The sequence below is a fragment of the Candidatus Flexifilum breve genome, assembly GCF_016713355.1.
This window is the reverse complement of sequence record NZ_JADJPI010000010.1, coordinates 46640-63113: the sequence shown is the minus strand read 5'-3', so window position 1 is coordinate 63113 and position 16474 is coordinate 46640. Positions and strand designations below refer to the sequence as shown.

The following is a 16474-nucleotide window of genomic DNA, read 5'->3' as shown; positions in this document are numbered from 1 at the left end:
CGAAAGACAAGAGGACTAACAATGGGCAAGGAAAAATTCGAGCGTAAGAAACCGCACGTAAACATCGGGACCATCGGTCACGTCGATCACGGTAAGACCACCCTCACCGCCGCGATCACCAAGACGCTGGCGTTGGCTGGTAAGGCGCAGCGTATGAAGTACGACGACATCGACAACGCGCCGGAAGAAAAGGCTCGTGGTATCACGATCAACATCCGTCACGTTGAATACGAAACCGATGCCCGTCACTATGCACACGTCGACTGCCCCGGACACCGTGACTATATCAAGAACATGATCACCGGTGCGGCGCAGATGGACGGCGCGATCCTCGTGGTGAGCGCTCCGGACGGCCCGATGCCCCAGACGCGCGAACACGTGCTGCTCGCCCGTCAGGTGGAAGTGCCCGCGATGGTCGTGTTCCTGAACAAGGTCGACCAGCTCGACGACCCGGAACTGCTGGAACTGGTCGAACTCGAACTCGGCGAACTGCTGGAAAGCTACGGCTTCCGCGACACCCCGATTGTCCGTGGTTCGGCGCTGCATGCGAATGAAAGCACCAGCATGGACATTGGCGCGCCCGAATATCAGCCGATCCTCGCGCTGATGCAGGCGGTCGATGATCACATCCCGACCCCCGTCCGCGACAAGGACAAGCCGTTCCTGATGCCGGTCGAAGACGTGTTCTCGATCAAGGGCCGTGGTACGGTGGTGACCGGTCGTGTCGAACGCGGCACGCTGAAGAAGGGCGAGGAAATCGCCATCATCGGTCTGCGCGACGAAGTCATCAAGACGACCGTGACCGGCATCGAAATGTTCCACAAGGAACTCGATGCGGCGGAAGCCGGTGACAACGCCGGTATCCTCCTGCGCGGTACGCAGCGTGAAGAAGTGGAACGCGGTATGGTGTTGGCGAAGCCGAACAGCATCACCCCCCACAAGCGCTTCATGAGCCAGGTCTACATCCTGAAGAAGGAAGAAGGCGGCCGTCACAAGGCGTTCTTCAACGGCTACCGCCCGCAGTTCTACATCCGCACCATGGATGTGACCGGCACGGTGACGCTGCCCGAAGGCGTGGAAATGGTTATGCCCGGCGACAACGTGAATCTTGAAGTCGAGCTGATCATGCCTGTCGCGCTCGAAAAAGGCTCGAAGTTCGCTATCCGTGAAGGCGGTCTCACCGTCGGCGCGGGTTCGATCACCGAGATCCTCCCCTAAGACCGCGACGCATAGACGAAATTAGAGAGAGTGCCGGGGGCAGTTGACCCGGCACTCTTACTCAGAGGGAATATCGACATGTTTAAAAACAAGATTCGCATCCGCCTCAAAGCTTACGATCACCGCGTGCTCGACCAGTCGGCGCAGCGGATCGTGGAGACGGCGGAACGCACCGGGGCGCGCGTGGTGGGACCCGTCCCGCTGCCCACCCGCGTCGAACGCTTCACGGTGATGCGTGGCTCGTTCATCGATAAGGACTCGCAAGAACACTTCGAAATTCGCACCCACAAGCGTCTGATCGATGTACTGGACCCCGATAGCAAGACGATTGACACGCTCATGCGCCTGAACTTGCCCGCAGGCGTCGATATTGAGATCAAGATTTAACACGCTGGCACGCGGGTAGCCTTGCCCGCCTCTGCATAACTATTCGGGAGCGCGTTCACGCTCTCTGGAGGCATATTGAATGAAAGGCATCATCGGTAAGAAAGTCGGCATGACCCAAGTGTTTGATGACGTCGGGAATGTCATTCCCGTCACCGTCATTCAGGCGGGACCGTGCTACGTAACGCAGATTCGCACGGCTGAAAAAGACGGCTATGTCGCCGTTCAGCTGGGGTTCGGTGAAACCAAGGCGCAGCGCCTCACGCGCGGCGCGCTCGGTCACCTGAAGCGGAATAACCTGCCCTCCCTCCGCCACTTGCGCGAATTCCGCATCAAGAACGGCGAAGTCGACGTGGCAGAAGGTGCAACGATTAAGGCGGACGTGTTCACGAAAGGCGAACGCGTCGACGTCATTGGCAAGAGCAAGGGCCGCGGGTTCGCCGGTACGATCAAACGGCATAACTTCAACCGCCAGCCCAAGACGCACGGTCAAAGCGACCGTGAACGCGCCCCCGGTTCGGTCGGTATGACGACGACGCCCGGTCGCACGTTCAAGGGTCAGCGCATGGCAGGACGTATGGGTAATGACCGCGTGACCGCCCAGAACCTCGAGGTCGTGGTGGTCGATGCGGAAAAGAACCTCCTCGCGGTACGTGGGTCCGTCCCCGGCGCGAACGGCGGCATTGTCGTTGTCAAGCCCGCTCGTGTACGGAGAGGATAGTTGACCATGGCGCAAGTACCAGTTCTGGATATCAACGGTAAGCAGGTGAAAACGATCGACCTGCCCGCCGATATTTTCGAAGCGAAAGTCAACAAAGGGCTGATGCACCAGGCTTATGTTCGCCAGATGGCGAATGCCCGCCTCGGCACGCACAGCACGCAGCGGCGCAGCGAAGTCAGCCGCACCACGGCGAAGATGTACAAGCAGAAGGGCACCGGTCGTGCTCGTCACGGGTCGCGTTCGGCTCCGCAGTTTGTTGGCGGCGGTCGCGCTTTTGGCCCCAAGCCCCGTGACTACAGCCTCGACATGCCTAAGAAGATGCGTCAGGGCGCGATTCGCAGTGCGTTGAGCGCGCTGCTCGCCGATGGCCAGCTTGTTTTCGTCACCGACATCACCCCCTCGTCGCCCAAGACGAAGGATATGGCGAAGGTCCTGAACGTGCTGGCGGGCGAAAAGTCCACGCTGGTGCTGTTCACGCATGACGAAAAGCTCGTGCAGCGTACGGTGAGCAATCTCGACAATGCCAAGCCCCTGCTGACCAATTACCTGAACGTTCGTGACCTGCTGCAGTACGACAAGGTCATCGTTTCACTGAAGGCGCTCGATGTCATCGTCAAGATTTGGGGACTCGAGTCGAAGGAGAATGCGTAAAAATGGCTGAACTGCATCTGTACGACGTTCTCCGCCGCCCGGTGATCACCGAAAAAAGCAGCGGCATGATGGAAGCGAATAACCAGTATGTGTTCGAAGTCCACAAGGACGCGAACAAGCCGCAGATTCGGCAGGCGGTGGAGACGATTTTCGACGTGAAGGTTGTCAAGGTCAACACGTTGATCCTGCCCGCCAAGCGCGGCGTGCGTGGTCGTCACGAATACCGTCGCTCGCAGGAGTGGAAGAAAGCAATCGTGACGCTCGCACCGGGCGACAAGATCGAGATGTTTGAGGTCTAACCATGCCGATTAAAGTTTACAACCCGACCTCTGCAGGTCGCAGAGGCATGACGGGTCACACGTTCGAAGAAATCACGAAGTCGAAGCCGGAACGGTCGCTGACCGAAGCGCTGCGTAAGCGCTCCGGGCGCAACAACATGGGGCGTGTCACCGTGCGTCATCGCGGCGGCGGTCACAAGCGTCGTTATCGTATCATCGACTTCAAGCGTAACAAGTTCGACTCGACCGCTTCGGTTCTGGCGATTGAGTACGATCCGAATCGTTCGGCGCGTATCGCCCTCGTCCAGTACGAAGATGGCGAAAAGCGCTACATCATCGCTCCGCTCGGCCTCAAGGTCGGGGACCGGATCGCGAATGGCGAATTGGCGGAAATCCGCACGGGGAACGCGCTGTTCATCCGTGACATTCCCGTCGGTACGATGATCCACAATATTGAACTCCTCCCCGGCAACGGCGGCCAGTTGGCGCGCGCGGCGGGTGTCTCCGGCCAGCTTCTGGCGAAGGAAGGCATCTACTGCCAGGTGCGTCTGCCGAGCGGCGAAGTTCGGTTGGTGCATGAACGCTGCATGGCGACGATCGGTCAGGTAGGTAACACCGACCACGGTAACATCAAGCTCGGTAAGGCGGGTCGTACTCGCTGGATGGGCTGGCGTCCGTCGGTTCGTGGTATCGCCATGGATCCCGGTGGTCACCCGCACGGTGGTGGTGAAGGTCGTTCCGGTATCGGTATGCCCGGTCCCAAGACGCCCTGGGGTAAACCTGCTCTGGGCAAGCGGACGCGCCGCAACAAGCGCACCGATGCGTTCATCGTCCGTCGCCGCAGCAAGCGTCGTTAGTCGGTAGGGGAATAAGACGATGGGTCGCTCACTGAAAAAAGGTCCTTTCATCAGCCCCAAGCTGCTCAAGAAAGTTGAGAAGCTGAATGCTGAGAATAAGAAAGTTGTGATTCGCACGTGGAGCCGTGACAGCACGGTCTTCCCGCAGATGGTGGGTCACACGATTGCCGTCCACGATGGTCGCCGCCACATTCCGATCTACATCACGGAAAACATGGTCGGTCACAAGCTGGGTGAATTTGCGCCCACGCGGACCTATCGCGGTCATCTGGTCGAAAAGAAGAAGAAGTAGGGAGATCGAAGATGGAAGTCCGCGCAAGCTGGAGTTACGTATCGATCAGCCCGCAGAAACTGCGCTTGGTCTGCGACCAAGTGCGTGGGATGGGGGCAGAGCAAGCGATGGCGGCACTGCAATTTATGCCGCAGAAGGGTGCGGTCATTGTCCGCAAACTCGTCGCCTCGGCACTTGCGAACGCCGAAAACAACTACGATCTGTCTGCTGAAGACATGATCATCACCAAGATTTTCGCCGATGGTGGTCCCATGCTCAAGCGCTTCAAGGCGGGGGCTCGCGGGCGCTACAAGCCGCGCAAGCGCCGGACGTCGCACCTGACCGTCATTTTGGCTGAACGAGAGGCAAACTAGGATGGGGCGTAAAGTACATCCAGTCGGTTTCCGGCTGAAGATCAACCGTGACTGGGATGCCCGTTGGTATGCTCAAGGCTCGGCTTACCGCAACCTCCTGCAGGAAGATTTCGCCATCCGTCGTTACGTGAAGAAGGAAGGCGAAAAGGCAGGGGTGTCGCGCATCGAGATCGAGCGGCAGTCGAACCAGCTCCAGGTCACGATCCACACCGCCCGTCCCGGTATTCTGATCGGACGTAAGGGCGATGCGGTCAAGAAAATCCGCCAGGGTCTGGAAGACCTGACGGGTAAGAAGGCGAAAGTCGAAGTCAACGAGATCGATAAGCCGGATACGGACGCTCTGCTCGTCGCGGAAAACATCGCGGGGCAGCTGGAACGTCGTATCGGTCACAGCCGCGCGATTAAGCGGGCGATCAGCCAGGCGATGCGCCAAGGCGCGCAGGGCATCAAGATCGAAGTCAGTGGACGTTTGGCGGGTGGCGACATGGCGCGGCGCGAATGGGCGAGCGAAGGTCGCGTGCCGCGCAGCACGCTGCGGGCGAGCATCGATTTCGCGCAGGCGGAAGCCCTGACCACCTTCGGACGCATTGGCGTCAAAGTGTGGGTCTACAAGGGCGAAGTTCTCGGCATCGAAAAGCCGAAGCCGCAGAGCGAAAACAAAGAAGTATACGTCAGCCCGTAGGAGTATGTGATTATGTTGATGCCTAAACGTGTCAAGTACCGTAAGCAGCAGCGCGGGCGCATGAAGGGTCTGTCTCAGCGTGGCTCGACCGTCTCCTTCGGCGAGTATGGCCTGCAGGCGCTGGAGCCGATCTGGTTGACCAGCCGTCAGATCGAATCGGCGCGCCGCACGATGGTTCGTTATATCAAGCGCCGCGGCAAGATTTGGATCCGCGTGTTCCCCGACAAGCCGTTCACCAAGCGCGCTGCCGAAACCCGTATGGGTAACGGTAAGGGCTCGGTGGAATACTGGGTGGCGGTGGTGCGTCCGGGTCGTATCCTGTTCGAAATGGGCGGTATCCCCGACGAAGAAGCGAAGGAAGCGCTGCGCCTCGCGTCGTACAAGCTGCCGATTCGGACGAAGATCGTCCGCCGCATTGACCCGATTTCCGGCCAGGAAGTCGGTGGAGGGATTGTCTAAGTGGACGTCAGCGAAATCCGTGAATTGAACGACGAAGCTCTGGTGGATGCACTCGAAGATCAGCGTGAAGCGATGTTCAACCTGCGTTTCCAGAAGGCCTTCGGTCAGTTGGAAGACCAAAATGCGATCCGCCTGACGCGGCGCACGATTGCCCGCATTTTGACGGTGATGCATGAGCGGAACCTCAATACGCAAGGGCGGAAGGGTTAAACACGATGACGAATAAACGTCGCCGCCTGGTCGGGCGTGTTACCAGCAACAAAATGGACAAGACGGTGGTGGTGTCGATTGAAATGCGTAAGATGCACCCCATCTACAAGAAGGTCGTGAAGACGACGAAGAAAATCATGGCGCACGACGAGAGCAATGCCATTCAAGAAGGCGCGCTCGTCCGCGTTGTGGAAAGCAAGCCCCTCAGCCGCCACAAGCGCTGGGTGGTCGAAGAAGTCATTCAGTCGACGGGCGCTTTGCAAGTCGGTCAGCTGGCGGATGAAGCCGGTCTGACGGGCAGCACTGACGAAGAATAAGTGACGGAGCAAAGCTAAGATGATCCAGAACGAATCCCGTCTTAAAGTCGCCGATAACACCGGCGCGCAGGAAATCTTGGTGATTCGCGTTCTCGGCGGTTCGTTCCGTCGTTACGGTGGCATTGGCGACATCGTCGTCGCCACCGTGAAGAGCGCGCAACCCGGCGGCAGCGTGAAAAAGAGCGATGTGGTCAAGGCGGTGGTGGTGCGCGTGGCGAAGGAATACCGGCGTGAAGACGGATCGTACATCCGCTTCGACGATAACGCCGCCGTGATCCTGAGCGACGACCTCCAGAACCCGCGCGGAACCCGCGTCTTTGGGCCTGTGGCGCGCGAGCTGCGCGACCGGGGTTACCTGAAAATCGTTTCGCTTGCGCCGGAAACCCTGTAAAGAAAAGGTGAGGGTAGAAGATGCAGCGGATTAAGAAGGGCGATACCGTTGAGGTGATCGCCGGGAAAGACCTGGGCGAACGCGGCGAAGTGACCGCCGTGCTTCCCAAAGACAATCGTGTCGTGGTGCAGGGCATCAACGTCATGAAGCGTCACCAGAAGGCCAAGCAGGCGGGCAACCAGCAGATTCCCGCGCAAATCGTGGAATTTGATGCGCCGCTCAACCTGTCGAACGTGATGCTCGTGTGCCCGAACTGCAACAAGAAGACCCGTGTCGGCTTCAAAGTGCGCGAGGACGGTTTCAAGGTCCGCGTGTGCAAGAAGTGCGGCAAGGACATCGAGTAAGAGGGCGATCATGGCTTACAAAATCATTGAGCGGTACAAAGATCAGGTCGTCCCGGCGTTGATGTCGGAATTCAAGTACAAGAACATCAACCAAGTTCCGCGCGTCGAAAAGATCGTGGTCAACATCGGCGTGGGCGAAGCGATTGACGAACCCAAGTCGTTGGATGGCGCGGTCGCTGACCTGCGCATGATCACCGGGCAGCAGCCCGTGATCAACAAAGCCAAGAAAAGCATCGCGGCGTTTAAGCTGCGTGAAGGTCGCGCCATCGGCACGAAAGTGACTCTGCGCGGCGATCGCATGTGGGCGCTGCTCGACCGGTTGATTAACGTGGCTCTGCCGCGTATTCGTGACTTCCGCGGCGTCTCGCCGGATACCTTCGACGGGCGCGGGAACTACACCATCGGTCTGCGCGAACAGTTGGTCTTCCCGGAAATTCAGTACGACAAGATCGACAAAGTGCGCGGCATGGAAATTACCGTCGTCACGACTGCTCAGACTGACGAGGAAGGGCGTCGTCTGCTGAAGCTGCTGGGGATGCCCTTCCGCGAGAGCTAGTAGGGGAACGAGTCTGTTATGGCAAAGAGATCCATGACGGCACGCGAAGGCCGCCGCAAGTATAAAGTGCAAGTGCGGAATCGCTGCCAATATATCGACCCGAATTCGGGTAAAACGTGTGGTCGCCCGCGCGGCTATATCCGCCGCTTCGGCCTGTGCCGCATCCATTTCCGTGAATTGGCGCTTCAGGGCAAGATCCCCGGCGTGGTCAAGTCAAGCTGGTAAGAAAGAGGATATTGCATGATTAGCGATCCTATTGCAGATATGCTGACACGCATCCGTAACGGGCTGCTGGCTGGCATGTCCACCGTCGAAGTGCCGGCGAGCAAGCTGAAGGTGGAAATTGCTCGTATTCTGAAGGAAGAAGGCTACATCGAGGATTACTCCCTCGGTGAACAGAAACCCTTCAGCCTGATCACGATCAATCTCAAGTATCATGGCAGCCGCCGTGAACGTAAGCCGGTCATCACGCACATTCAGCGCGTGAGCAAGCCGGGACGCCGTGTGTATCGCAGCCGCGCTGACCTGCCCCGCGTTATGTCGGGCATCGGTATCGCCATCGTCACCACCCCTAAGGGCGTGATGACGGCGCAGCAGGCGCGTCGCGAACACGTAGGCGGCGAAGTCCTGTGCTACGTGTGGTAAGTGGGGGTTAGCGATGTCTCGTATTGGTAAGAAACCCGTCCCGATCCCCGCGAAGGTGACTGCGACCATCAGTGGTCAGCAGTTGACCGTGACGGGGCCGAAGGGCGAACTCACGTTCAACGTTCACCCGGATATCACCGTGGCGCAGGAAGAGGGCAACCTTGTCGTCACACGGCCGTCCGACGAACGCGAACACCGGGCGCTGCATGGTTTGACCCGGGCGCTCGTGGCGAACATGGTCAAGGGTGTGTCGGAAGGCTATACCCGCCAGCTCACCGTGACCGGCGTTGGTTACAACGGCGAAGTCAAGGGTGGGAACCTGGTCATGAAGCTCGGTTATTCGCACGAGATTGTGGTCCAGCCGCCGGAACATATCACGTTCGAAGTTGAGCGTCCGAACCCGACCGAATTCTTCATCCGCGTCAAGGGTGTGGATAAGCAGGTGGTGGGTCAGGTCGCGGCCAACATCCGCGAACTGCGTCCGCCGGAACCGTATCTCGGTAAGGGCGTGCGTTACTCTGATGAAGTCCTGCGCCGCAAGGTCGGGAAGACTGGGAAGTAAGTTATGGCGACTGCAAAACAGCTTATCAACAAACGTGAGCAGCGCGCGCGGCGTCAGCGCCGGGTGCGCGGTCGCGTGATGGGGACGGCCGAACGTCCTCGTCTGAATGTCTTCCGCAGCCTCGATAACATCTACGTGCAGGTGATCGACGATATCGCCGGTCATACGCTCGTGTCTGCGTCCAGCATCGACAAAGAAGTCGCGGCGCAGATCGACGGCAAGACGAAGAAGGAATCCGCCAAGATCGTCGGTCAGGTCATCGCGCAGCGCGCCAAAGCCGCCGGGATCAGCAAAGTCGTCTTTGATCGAGGCGGCTATCAATATCATGGTCGCGTGGCGGCGGTTGCCGAAGGTGCACGCGAAGGGGGTCTGGAGTTCTAATGCCGAAGAATAACGAACAACGCGATCCGCGTGACAACCGCGAAGGCGGTGATGGTGAACGTCAGCGTCGTGACCGCCGTGATCGGCGCGACCGTGAGCGTGAGCCTCGTGAGGAAAAAGAAGAACTTGACGAACGCGTTATCGATATTAAACGCGTCGCCAAGGTAATCAAGGGCGGTCGTCGCTTCGCCTTCCGCACCGTCGTCGTCGTTGGCGATGGCAAGGGGCGGATCGGCATCGGCATCGGCAAGGCACGCGCTGTGCCGGACAGCATCCGCAAGGGCACGGATCGTGCTCGTCGGCAGATGCGGACGGTCTCCATCTCTGGCCCGACCATCCCGCATCCGGTGGTGGCGGAATACGGTGGCGCGAAAGTGCTGCTGCGTCCGGCGGCGCCCGGTACCGGTGTTATCGCCGGTGGTGGCGTGCGTGCCGTCCTCGAAGCCGTGGGTATTCGTGACGTGTTGACCAAGAGCCAGGGCAGCAACAACCTGCTGAACGTGGCGATGGCGACCATCACCGCCCTCGAAATGCTGCGTTCGCCCGAACAACTCGCGGCGATGCGCGGTAAGCCGGTGGAGCAGATGCGCCCGTTCTGGGAGCGTCAGCGCCGTGACACGGAGACGACGAGCAATGGCTAAGATCAAGATTACGCTGGTCAAGAGCCCGATTGGCTACGAAAAGAGCCAGCGCGACACGGCAAATGCCCTCGGGCTGCGCCGCGTGAAGACGAGCGTTGTTAAAGAAGATTCGCCGACGGTGCGCGGGCAGGTGTTCAAGATTCGCCACCTCGTGCAAGTCGAAGATGTGCAGGAGTAACGATCTATGAAGCTGCACGATTTACAGCCCGACAAGGGTTCTAAGAAAAAGAAGACCCGGCTCGGTCGCGGTATCGCGTCCGGCAAGGGTAAGACCTCCGGTCGTGGTTCCGCTGGTGCGGGCGCTCGTGGTCGTACCTCCAAGAGCCCGGCGTACTTTGAAGGCGGTCAGCTCTCGTTGGTGCGCCGCCTGCCGTTCAAGCGCGGTTTCAACAACATCTTCCGCATTGAATATCAGGAAGTGAATGTTGGCGCGCTCGAAGAGTGGTTCGAAGCTGGCACGGCCATCACACCGGAAGTGCTCGCGGAAGTGGGTCTCGTCCGCAAGGCCGACCGTCCGGTGGTGATCCTCGGCGAAGGCAACCTCACGAAGTCCTTCTCCATTCGCGCTCATCGCTTGTCGAAGGGCGCTCAGGCGAAAGTCACGGGCGCGGGCGGCACGTTCGAAGTGATCCCGCTGCCGCTGACGGGCGCGCGCTTCACCGTGAAGCTGCTCCCCAAAGAAAAACTCGCCAAATTCTATGGACAGGCGTAAAATCCGGTAGGGGTTGAGAGTAAATGCTCTCACCCCTTCTTTTTCGTGTAGACGTTGAATTTAGAGGAACTTTGGCATGATTGAAGGTCTGCGTAATGCCATCCGCCTGCCGGACATTCGCAACAAAATCCTATTCACCCTGCTGATTGTCTTGATCTATCAGTTTGCGGCGCATGTCCCCGTCGTCGGCGTTGACCGTGACGCTATGCGCAGCCTGATCGAGAACCAGGGTGGTTTGTTCGGCGTACTCAACTTGCTTTCGGGCGGGGCTCTGGCGAACTTCAGCGTGATCGCGAACGGCGTGTATCCTTACATCACCGCATCGATCATCCTGCAAGTGTTGACGCCGGTCATCCCGCAGCTTGAAGCACTTTCGAAGGAACCGGGTGGTAAGGAAAAGATGGAAACCTACACCTACTACCTTGCCGTTCCTTTCGCCATTCTGCAAGCGATTAGCCAGATTCAGATTTTCAGCACGCTTAACAACGGCCAGCAGATCATCCCCGGCTTCGGCTCGGATATCCTGCTGACGATTACGGTTATCGTCACGATGACGGCGGGCACGATGCTCGCGGTGTGGCTCGGTAATCAGATCACGGAGCAGGGTATCGGCAACGGTTTGTCGATCATCATCTTCTCCGGCATCATCGCCCGCGCCCCCAGCAATCTCATCCGTTTGCTCACTGGTTCGACGCAGCCGCTGTTCCAACTGGTGCTGTTTGTGGTGATTACGCTCGTCGGGATTGTCGGCGTCGTCCTCGTACAGGAAGGCGTGCGGCGTATTCCGGTGCAGTACGGTAAGCGCGTCCGTGGTCGCCGGCAGTATGGCGGCGCGAGCACGCACATTCCGTTGAAGGTCAACTCGGTCGGTATGATCCCGCTGATCTTCGCGCAGTCGATCATCACCTTCCCGGCGCTGCTTGCCGGGTTGTTCCCGGACGGCCCGGTGCGCCAGTCGATCACCGCGACGTTTGGGCAGCAGCAGGGTGGCTTCTACTGGGCGACCTTCTTCCTGCTCGTGTTCGGCTTCACTTACATCTACTCCGACATCATGGTCGGCAATCAGGATCTCGCGGATAACCTCCAGCGTAATGGTGGGTTCATCCCCGGCATCCGCCCCGGTCGGAACACGCAGGTGTATATCTCCCGCGTGGTGCGGCGCATCACGTTTGTCGGCGCGCTCTTCCTGGGCATTGTCGCCATTGCGCCCGGTGTGGTGGACTTCATTAACCGCCTGCTCTTCCCGACGGAATTCGTCAGCGGGTCGGCGGGGAACGCGGCGCAGGTCTTGTCCGGCTCGGGCATGATCATCGTTGTCGGCGTCGTGATCGATACGCTGCGCCAGCTCGAAGCGCAGTTGGTCATGCGCAATTACGACCGCTTCATGCGGTAAATTAGCATCCCGATGTAGAATTTGTGTAGGGGCGCACGGTCGTGCGCCCCTACATTGACAATTACGGGGATACTACAGGGCGCAATCCTCGTGCGCCCTTGCAACTATTTCACTGGAGTTCCAAAAATGAGCCTCTATATCATCCTGATGGGCGTACAGGGCGCGGGCAAAGGCGAACAGGCCAAGTTTATCCGCGAACGGTACGGGATACCGCACGTCTCAACGGGTGACCTCTTCCGCGCGATGAAAACGCGTGAGGACGAGCTGGCGAAGCGCGTGCAGCAGATCATGGCGTCGGGTAATCTAGTCGATGATGCGACCACCAACGAAGTTGTGAAAGATCGCCTGAGCCAGCCAGATGCGCAGGGCGGCGTGATCTTCGACGGCTATCCGCGCACCCCGAATCAGGCGGCATGGCTGGAGAGCTATCTCGCGGAACGCGGCGAACAGATCAACGCGGTCATCCTGCTCGACCTCGATCTGTACACGGCGTTCAAGCGCGCGTTCGGACGCGTCTCGACCGCCGCCGGCAAGACCTATAACATTTATTTCAATGCTGATGGTCTGCAAGAATTCAAATTTGAAGATCACCCGGAAAAGCAGTTCCCGCCGCGCTTGGTTGCCGTGGAGCAGGGGACAGGTGAACGCCTGATCCGCCGCGCCGACGACGCCAACGCCGACGCGATTCTCAAGCGCATCGACACCTTCGTCGCGACCACGCAGCCGCTGATCGACTACTTCGATGCCAAGAATCTGGTCAAGCGCGTCAACGCCGACCAGTCGATTGAAGCGGTCAGCACGGCCATTCAGCAGGTGATCGGCTAACGACAAGTCAACAGGACTGAGGACTGAGGGCAAAGGACTGAGAAAAAACGCATTGGGGTCGCCTATATAGTCGGTGCTAACCCGGCGATTTTCTCTTTTACTTGGTCCTCCGCACTCAGTCCTCATTCCTTCAGGTGAAATATGTCCAACACAGGCAAAATGCAGCGCGGCACGACCGTGCATCTCAAATCGCCCGAAGAAATCGCGGTCATGCGCGAGGCCGGGCGGATTGTGGCGCTGGCGCATCAGGCGATGCGCGCGGCGGTCAAGCCGGGGGTGACCACCGCTGAACTCGACAAGATCGCCGAGACGGTCATCCGCGACAACAAGGCGATCCCTGCGTTCCTCGGCTATCCCAAGCATGGCGCGCCGGATTACCCCGGCACCATCAACGCCTCGATCAATAACGAGCTGGTGCATGGGCTGCCGGGCAAGCGCGCGCTTAAAGAGGGCGACATCATCAGCCTTGACGTGGGCTGCATCTATGACGGGTTCGTTGGCGATGCCGCCTTTACGATGGGGGTCGGCGAAATCAGCCCGGCGATTCAACGCCTGCTTGATGTGACCGAACAGGCACTGTACGTCGGGATCAAGGCGTCGGTGCTGCCCAATGAGACCAAGCACGTCTCGCTGGCGATTCAGGAGTACGTGTCGAAGTTCGGCTACAGCCTCGCCCGCGAGTACACGGGGCATGGCGTCGGGCGGCACATGCACGAAGAACCGCAGGTGCCGAACTGGTGGCCGAAAGGCGCGCGGCAGCGTGGTTTCATCAGCTACAAGCTGCAGCCGGGTATGACGTATGCTATCGAGCCGATGGTGATCGCTGGGCGCGCGGAAACCCGTGAGCTCGACGACAAGTGGACGGTAGTTACGCGCGACGGGTCGCTGTGCGCGCACTTCGAGCACACCATTGCCATCACGGGCGGCGAACCGATCATTCTGACGGTGTTGTGAGCAGCGATTAGCTGTTAGCGATTAGCCATTAGGGCAAAGCGCAGCGCTCCGCGAGTCATGGACATCAGCACCGGTCTTTCTGTAGGGGCAAGGCATGCGGGTAGCTCAGTACGATACTGTGAAGTCCGTTTGGGGAGTGCGGACGCAATGAATTGCGTCCCTACGAGAAATACTGTGTTTGTGTAGGGATGCGATTTATCGCGTCCGCAAAATCCCAAAACCGATCCATAACCCGTTTTCAAGGTGTTTTCAGCACTTACTGGATGCCTTCCCCCTACAAGATCGCAGTCTCCCGAGTCGATATCCGCTCTTGCTTTTGCTAAAAGCTAATCGCTAATGGCTAACCGCTGATCCGTACCCTAGACGAGATAGCCGCATTTCGTTATAATCAACTGTCTGTTAAAACGCTTTTTTGAGGAAGCGAGTGTTGTCATGCGCGTTTCTGCATCCGTCAAAGTGCGCTGCCCGAAGTGCCGGGTGATCAAGCGCAACGGACACGTAATGGTCATTTGCACGAACCCGAAGCACAAGCAGCGTCAGGGCTAGTGCGGGGAAAGGGTCACCTAAAGTATGGCTCGTATTGAAGGGGTGGACTTACCCCGCGACAAGCGCATTGAAATTGCGCTGACTTATATCTATGGGATCGGCCGTCCGACGAGCAAGAAATTGCTCGAAAAGGCGGGCGTCAGCGCGAACACCCGTGTTCGCGATTTGACGGAAGCCGAACTCCAAGCCCTCCGCGACGCTATCGGCGGTCTGACCGTCGAAGGCGATCTGCGCCGTCAAGTGCAGTTGAACATCAAGCGCCTGTCTGAAATCGGCGCGTATCGCGGGATGCGGCATCGTCGCAGCCTGCCCGTTCGCGGTCAGCGGACCCGGACGAATGCGCGCACTCGAAAAGGCCCCAAGAAGACCGTACCCGGTCGTGGCCGTCGTCGCGGCGCAACCAAGAAGTAAGCCGTTCACCCTTGCCGGTGAATTGTTCGCAGTGACATCTGCGTGGAGGCACGCTCCACGTTTCGGGCGGGTAGGGACGAGACAGGCTCTCGTCCTCCGCCCATTAACTGCTGAACACTTACGAGCGGTTGGCCCAAACAACGAGTTCCGGTGATGCGTGGGGTGGTTCGCCGCCCACGGTCAGGTGTGAACTGATCACCTATCGAACACGATGCGCTCTTAAGGCGTATCACCGTAGTACATTCCGTCTGGAGAACATATGCCGCGTACACCAGCACCGAAAGGCAAGGCAGGTGGTCGTCGCGCCACTGCCAAGAAGGCCGTCAAGAACATTCCTTACGGGCAGGCGCACATCTTCGCCACTTTCAATAACACGATTGTGTCGTTGAGCGATCAGTCCGGTAACGTCGTTGCGTGGGCGAGCGCCGGGACTTCCGGCTTCAAGGGCAGCCGCAAGAGCACGCCCTATGCCGCCCGTGTGGCCGCTCAAACTGCGTCGGATTCCGCCCGTGAACACGGGATGCAGGAAGTCGACGTGTTCGTGAAGGGTCCGGGTCCCGGACGCGAAGCCGCTATTCGTGCCATTCAAGGCAGCGGCCTGAAAGTTCGCTCGATTACCGATTTGACCCCAGTTGCCCACAACGGGGTTCGCCCACCCAAGAAGCGTCGTGTATAGAGCACAGGGAACGCCGATGGTCATGAATAACATGGTACTCCCTCACAAAGTTGAGAGTGATGCCACGACCCGCAATTACGGGCGCTTCATCATTACCCCGCTGGAAAGCGGGTACGGCTTGACGCTGGGGACTGCCCTGCGCCGGGTTCTGCTGTCGTCCCTACCCGGGGCGGCGGTAACGAGTATCCGCGTCTCGGACGTTCATCATGAATTCTCTGCAATTCCGAACGTGCGCGAGGATATGACCCAACTTATCCTGCAGGTCAAGCAGATCCGTCTGCGCTTGCTGGACGGTGTCGAAAGCGCGCGGATGCGCCTTGATCATCGCGGTGAAGGTTTGGTGACGGCGGCGGACATTCAGCATTCGTCCGAAGTCAGCATCATCAACCCCGACCTGTATCTGTTCACCGCCGACTCGCCGGATGCGCACATCGAGATGGAGTTCGAAGTTCAGGCCGGGCGTGGTTACAGCCAGGCCGAAGAACGCGGACGTCTGCCGATTGGCGAACTGCCCGTCGATGCGATTTTCAGCCCGATCCGCCGCGTGAACTTCGAAGTCGAACGCGCGCGTGTGGGTCAGCGGACGAACTACGACAAGCTGATCATCGAAATCTGGACGGACGGTACGATCCGCCCGGAAGATGCGCTCAACCAGTCCGCGCAAATCCTCATGAAGCATCTGACCGTCATTGGCGGCGCGATGCCCGGCATGTTGGGTGAGGGCGGCTACATGGTCGGCGACGAAGGCCCGGAAGGCGGCGACGATTCGCGCCCGACCGCGCTGTACGAGAAGCCGATCGAAGAGCTGGATCTGAGCGTGCGCGTGTTCAACTCGCTCAAGCGTACGGGGATCACCACCATCGGTGACGTGCTCGACATGCTCGACCGCGGTCCCGATGCGATGCTGGCGATCCGCAACTTCGGCGAGAAGTCGCTGGATGAGTTGGTGTCGAAACTCAAGGAGAAGGGGTACCTCCCGCCGGAGTACGAGACCCCTTCGCAGGGAAGTGATTAA

General features: G+C 59.0%; 29 protein-coding genes. All 29 read left to right on the top strand.

The genetic code is table 11. The annotated features are described in order from the left end of the window. Positions 1 to 21: 21 nt before the first annotated feature. The 29 genes from tuf to IPK17_RS09870 all read left to right on the top strand — a co-directional run bounded on the left by tuf (position 22) and on the right by IPK17_RS09870 (position 16474). A complete protein-coding gene (gene tuf, locus IPK17_RS10010; RefSeq protein ID WP_343417550.1) occupies positions 22 to 1218 on the top strand; it encodes an elongation factor Tu in 1197 nt (398 codons plus the stop codon). A 78-nt stretch (positions 1219 to 1296) separates the two neighbouring features. Then, positions 1297 to 1605, top strand: a complete 309-nt coding sequence (rpsJ, locus tag IPK17_RS10005; RefSeq protein WP_343417549.1) for a 30S ribosomal protein S10 — start codon at positions 1297 to 1299, stop codon at positions 1603 to 1605. Positions 1606 to 1684: 79 nt separating this feature from the next. Continuing rightward, entirely contained in the window at positions 1685 to 2323 is a 639-nt protein-coding gene (gene rplC / locus IPK17_RS10000; RefSeq protein ID WP_343417548.1) for a 50S ribosomal protein L3, read from the top strand. A gap of 6 nt (positions 2324 to 2329) precedes the next feature. Continuing rightward, positions 2330 to 2974: a 50S ribosomal protein L4 gene (gene rplD / locus IPK17_RS09995; RefSeq protein WP_343417547.1), complete on the top strand. Its 645-nt coding sequence runs from the start codon at positions 2330 to 2332 to the stop codon at positions 2972 to 2974. Between the two features lie 2 nt (positions 2975 to 2976). Next, on the top strand, positions 2977 to 3273 hold the full coding sequence (gene rplW / locus IPK17_RS09990) for a 50S ribosomal protein L23 (protein ID WP_343417546.1): 297 nt from the start codon (positions 2977 to 2979) through the stop codon (positions 3271 to 3273). A 2-nt stretch (positions 3274 to 3275) separates the two neighbouring features. Further along, positions 3276 to 4109, top strand: a complete 834-nt coding sequence (gene rplB, locus IPK17_RS09985; protein ID WP_343417545.1) for a 50S ribosomal protein L2 — start codon at positions 3276 to 3278, stop codon at positions 4107 to 4109. Between the two features lie 19 nt (positions 4110 to 4128). Beyond that, the gene (gene rpsS, locus IPK17_RS09980) at positions 4129 to 4401 is read left to right on the top strand and encodes a 30S ribosomal protein S19 (protein ID WP_343417544.1); all 273 of its coding nucleotides are present in this window, start codon (positions 4129 to 4131) and stop codon (positions 4399 to 4401) included. An 11-nt stretch (positions 4402 to 4412) separates the two neighbouring features. Further along, positions 4413 to 4754 carry a 50S ribosomal protein L22 gene (rplV, locus tag IPK17_RS09975; RefSeq protein WP_343417543.1) on the top strand — a complete coding sequence of 114 codons (342 nt, stop codon included), beginning with the start codon at positions 4413 to 4415 and terminating at the stop codon, positions 4752 to 4754. A gap of 1 nt (position 4755) precedes the next feature. Continuing rightward, the gene (gene rpsC, locus IPK17_RS09970) at positions 4756 to 5436 is read left to right on the top strand and encodes a 30S ribosomal protein S3 (protein ID WP_343417542.1); all 681 of its coding nucleotides are present in this window, start codon (positions 4756 to 4758) and stop codon (positions 5434 to 5436) included. A 12-nt stretch (positions 5437 to 5448) separates the two neighbouring features. Then, positions 5449 to 5895, top strand: a complete 447-nt coding sequence (gene rplP / locus IPK17_RS09965; protein WP_343417541.1) for a 50S ribosomal protein L16 — start codon at positions 5449 to 5451, stop codon at positions 5893 to 5895. Then, the gene (gene rpmC / locus IPK17_RS09960) at positions 5896 to 6105 is read left to right on the top strand and encodes a 50S ribosomal protein L29 (protein ID WP_343417540.1); all 210 of its coding nucleotides are present in this window, start codon (positions 5896 to 5898) and stop codon (positions 6103 to 6105) included. It begins immediately after the preceding gene. A gap of 5 nt (positions 6106 to 6110) precedes the next feature. Further along, positions 6111 to 6422, top strand: coding sequence for a 30S ribosomal protein S17 (rpsQ, locus tag IPK17_RS09955; protein WP_343417539.1), 312 nt, complete (start codon positions 6111 to 6113; stop codon positions 6420 to 6422). A gap of 19 nt (positions 6423 to 6441) precedes the next feature. Next, positions 6442 to 6813, top strand: a complete 372-nt coding sequence (gene rplN / locus IPK17_RS09950) for a 50S ribosomal protein L14 (RefSeq protein ID WP_343417538.1) — start codon at positions 6442 to 6444, stop codon at positions 6811 to 6813. Positions 6814 to 6833: 20 nt separating this feature from the next. Continuing rightward, the gene (rplX, locus tag IPK17_RS09945) at positions 6834 to 7157 is read left to right on the top strand and encodes a 50S ribosomal protein L24 (RefSeq protein ID WP_343417537.1); all 324 of its coding nucleotides are present in this window, start codon (positions 6834 to 6836) and stop codon (positions 7155 to 7157) included. 10 nt (positions 7158 to 7167) lie between these two features. Beyond that, complete coding sequence (gene rplE / locus IPK17_RS09940; RefSeq protein ID WP_343417536.1) at positions 7168 to 7713, top strand: 50S ribosomal protein L5; 546 nt, start codon at positions 7168 to 7170, stop codon at positions 7711 to 7713. A gap of 18 nt (positions 7714 to 7731) precedes the next feature. Continuing rightward, entirely contained in the window at positions 7732 to 7938 is a 207-nt protein-coding gene (locus IPK17_RS09935; RefSeq protein WP_343417535.1) for a type Z 30S ribosomal protein S14, read from the top strand. Positions 7939 to 7953: 15 nt separating this feature from the next. Beyond that, the gene (gene rpsH / locus IPK17_RS09930) at positions 7954 to 8358 is read left to right on the top strand and encodes a 30S ribosomal protein S8 (RefSeq protein WP_343417534.1); all 405 of its coding nucleotides are present in this window, start codon (positions 7954 to 7956) and stop codon (positions 8356 to 8358) included. Between the two features lie 13 nt (positions 8359 to 8371). Continuing rightward, complete coding sequence (gene rplF / locus IPK17_RS09925; protein WP_343417533.1) at positions 8372 to 8920, top strand: 50S ribosomal protein L6; 549 nt, start codon at positions 8372 to 8374, stop codon at positions 8918 to 8920. A gap of 3 nt (positions 8921 to 8923) precedes the next feature. Then, positions 8924 to 9301: a 50S ribosomal protein L18 gene (rplR, locus tag IPK17_RS09920; protein WP_343417532.1), complete on the top strand. Its 378-nt coding sequence runs from the start codon at positions 8924 to 8926 to the stop codon at positions 9299 to 9301. After that, positions 9301 to 9942 carry a 30S ribosomal protein S5 gene (gene rpsE, locus IPK17_RS09915; protein WP_343417531.1) on the top strand — a complete coding sequence of 214 codons (642 nt, stop codon included), beginning with the start codon at positions 9301 to 9303 and terminating at the stop codon, positions 9940 to 9942. Before rplR ends, rpsE begins: the two co-directional genes overlap by 1 nt. Beyond that, a complete protein-coding gene (rpmD, locus tag IPK17_RS09910) occupies positions 9935 to 10120 on the top strand; it encodes a 50S ribosomal protein L30 (protein WP_343417530.1) in 186 nt (61 codons plus the stop codon). Before rpsE ends, rpmD begins: the two co-directional genes overlap by 8 nt. 6 nt (positions 10121 to 10126) lie before the next feature. Continuing rightward, positions 10127 to 10654 (top strand): 50S ribosomal protein L15, encoded by a 528-nt coding sequence (gene rplO, locus IPK17_RS09905; protein WP_343417529.1) that lies wholly within the window; start codon positions 10127 to 10129, stop codon positions 10652 to 10654. 76 nt (positions 10655 to 10730) lie between these two features. Beyond that, positions 10731 to 12047 (top strand): preprotein translocase subunit SecY, encoded by a 1317-nt coding sequence (gene secY, locus IPK17_RS09900; RefSeq protein ID WP_343417528.1) that lies wholly within the window; start codon positions 10731 to 10733, stop codon positions 12045 to 12047. A 126-nt stretch (positions 12048 to 12173) separates the two neighbouring features. Continuing rightward, positions 12174 to 12872, top strand: a complete 699-nt coding sequence (locus IPK17_RS09895; RefSeq protein ID WP_343417527.1) for an adenylate kinase family protein — start codon at positions 12174 to 12176, stop codon at positions 12870 to 12872. 141 nt (positions 12873 to 13013) lie between these two features. Next, on the top strand, positions 13014 to 13826 hold the full coding sequence (map, locus tag IPK17_RS09890; protein ID WP_343417526.1) for a type I methionyl aminopeptidase: 813 nt from the start codon (positions 13014 to 13016) through the stop codon (positions 13824 to 13826). A gap of 432 nt (positions 13827 to 14258) precedes the next feature. Then, complete coding sequence (gene rpmJ / locus IPK17_RS09885) at positions 14259 to 14372, top strand: 50S ribosomal protein L36 (protein WP_343417525.1); 114 nt, start codon at positions 14259 to 14261, stop codon at positions 14370 to 14372. A gap of 24 nt (positions 14373 to 14396) precedes the next feature. Continuing rightward, positions 14397 to 14783 (top strand): 30S ribosomal protein S13, encoded by a 387-nt coding sequence (gene rpsM / locus IPK17_RS09880; protein ID WP_343417524.1) that lies wholly within the window; start codon positions 14397 to 14399, stop codon positions 14781 to 14783. Positions 14784 to 15042: 259 nt separating this feature from the next. Then, entirely contained in the window at positions 15043 to 15459 is a 417-nt protein-coding gene (rpsK, locus tag IPK17_RS09875) for a 30S ribosomal protein S11 (RefSeq protein WP_343417523.1), read from the top strand. A gap of 16 nt (positions 15460 to 15475) precedes the next feature. Then, positions 15476 to 16474, top strand: a complete 999-nt coding sequence (locus IPK17_RS09870; protein ID WP_343417522.1) for a DNA-directed RNA polymerase subunit alpha — start codon at positions 15476 to 15478, stop codon at positions 16472 to 16474.

Excerpts from the sequence above, each read along its gene's own strand:
- tuf (WP_343417550.1), top strand. The coding sequence starts at position 22 with ATGGGCAAGGAAAAATTCGAGCGTAAGAAACCGCACGTAAACATCGGG.
- rpsJ (WP_343417549.1), top strand. The coding sequence starts at position 1,297 with ATGTTTAAAAACAAGATTCGCATCCGCCTCAAAGCTTACGATCACCGC.
- rplC (WP_343417548.1), top strand. The coding sequence starts at position 1,685 with ATGAAAGGCATCATCGGTAAGAAAGTCGGCATGACCCAAGTGTTTGAT.
- rplD (WP_343417547.1), top strand. The coding sequence starts at position 2,330 with ATGGCGCAAGTACCAGTTCTGGATATCAACGGTAAGCAGGTGAAAACG.
- rplW (WP_343417546.1), top strand. The coding sequence starts at position 2,977 with ATGGCTGAACTGCATCTGTACGACGTTCTCCGCCGCCCGGTGATCACC.
- rplB (WP_343417545.1), top strand. The coding sequence starts at position 3,276 with ATGCCGATTAAAGTTTACAACCCGACCTCTGCAGGTCGCAGAGGCATG.
- rpsS (WP_343417544.1), top strand. The coding sequence starts at position 4,129 with ATGGGTCGCTCACTGAAAAAAGGTCCTTTCATCAGCCCCAAGCTGCTC.
- rplV (WP_343417543.1), top strand. The coding sequence starts at position 4,413 with ATGGAAGTCCGCGCAAGCTGGAGTTACGTATCGATCAGCCCGCAGAAA.
- rpsC (WP_343417542.1), top strand. The coding sequence starts at position 4,756 with ATGGGGCGTAAAGTACATCCAGTCGGTTTCCGGCTGAAGATCAACCGT.
- rplP (WP_343417541.1), top strand. The coding sequence starts at position 5,449 with ATGTTGATGCCTAAACGTGTCAAGTACCGTAAGCAGCAGCGCGGGCGC.
- rpsQ (WP_343417539.1), top strand. The coding sequence starts at position 6,111 with ATGACGAATAAACGTCGCCGCCTGGTCGGGCGTGTTACCAGCAACAAA.
- rplN (WP_343417538.1), top strand. The coding sequence starts at position 6,442 with ATGATCCAGAACGAATCCCGTCTTAAAGTCGCCGATAACACCGGCGCG.
- rplX (WP_343417537.1), top strand. The coding sequence starts at position 6,834 with ATGCAGCGGATTAAGAAGGGCGATACCGTTGAGGTGATCGCCGGGAAA.
- rplE (WP_343417536.1), top strand. The coding sequence starts at position 7,168 with ATGGCTTACAAAATCATTGAGCGGTACAAAGATCAGGTCGTCCCGGCG.
- IPK17_RS09935 (WP_343417535.1), top strand. The coding sequence starts at position 7,732 with ATGGCAAAGAGATCCATGACGGCACGCGAAGGCCGCCGCAAGTATAAA.
- rpsH (WP_343417534.1), top strand. The coding sequence starts at position 7,954 with ATGATTAGCGATCCTATTGCAGATATGCTGACACGCATCCGTAACGGG.
- rplF (WP_343417533.1), top strand. The coding sequence starts at position 8,372 with ATGTCTCGTATTGGTAAGAAACCCGTCCCGATCCCCGCGAAGGTGACT.
- rplR (WP_343417532.1), top strand. The coding sequence starts at position 8,924 with ATGGCGACTGCAAAACAGCTTATCAACAAACGTGAGCAGCGCGCGCGG.
- rpsE (WP_343417531.1), top strand. The coding sequence starts at position 9,301 with ATGCCGAAGAATAACGAACAACGCGATCCGCGTGACAACCGCGAAGGC.
- rpmD (WP_343417530.1), top strand. The coding sequence starts at position 9,935 with ATGGCTAAGATCAAGATTACGCTGGTCAAGAGCCCGATTGGCTACGAA.
- rplO (WP_343417529.1), top strand. The coding sequence starts at position 10,127 with ATGAAGCTGCACGATTTACAGCCCGACAAGGGTTCTAAGAAAAAGAAG.
- secY (WP_343417528.1), top strand. The coding sequence starts at position 10,731 with ATGATTGAAGGTCTGCGTAATGCCATCCGCCTGCCGGACATTCGCAAC.
- IPK17_RS09895 (WP_343417527.1), top strand. The coding sequence starts at position 12,174 with ATGAGCCTCTATATCATCCTGATGGGCGTACAGGGCGCGGGCAAAGGC.
- map (WP_343417526.1), top strand. The coding sequence starts at position 13,014 with ATGTCCAACACAGGCAAAATGCAGCGCGGCACGACCGTGCATCTCAAA.
- rpmJ (WP_343417525.1), top strand. The coding sequence starts at position 14,259 with ATGCGCGTTTCTGCATCCGTCAAAGTGCGCTGCCCGAAGTGCCGGGTG.
- rpsM (WP_343417524.1), top strand. The coding sequence starts at position 14,397 with ATGGCTCGTATTGAAGGGGTGGACTTACCCCGCGACAAGCGCATTGAA.
- rpsK (WP_343417523.1), top strand. The coding sequence starts at position 15,043 with ATGCCGCGTACACCAGCACCGAAAGGCAAGGCAGGTGGTCGTCGCGCC.
- IPK17_RS09870 (WP_343417522.1), top strand. The coding sequence starts at position 15,476 with ATGGTCATGAATAACATGGTACTCCCTCACAAAGTTGAGAGTGATGCC.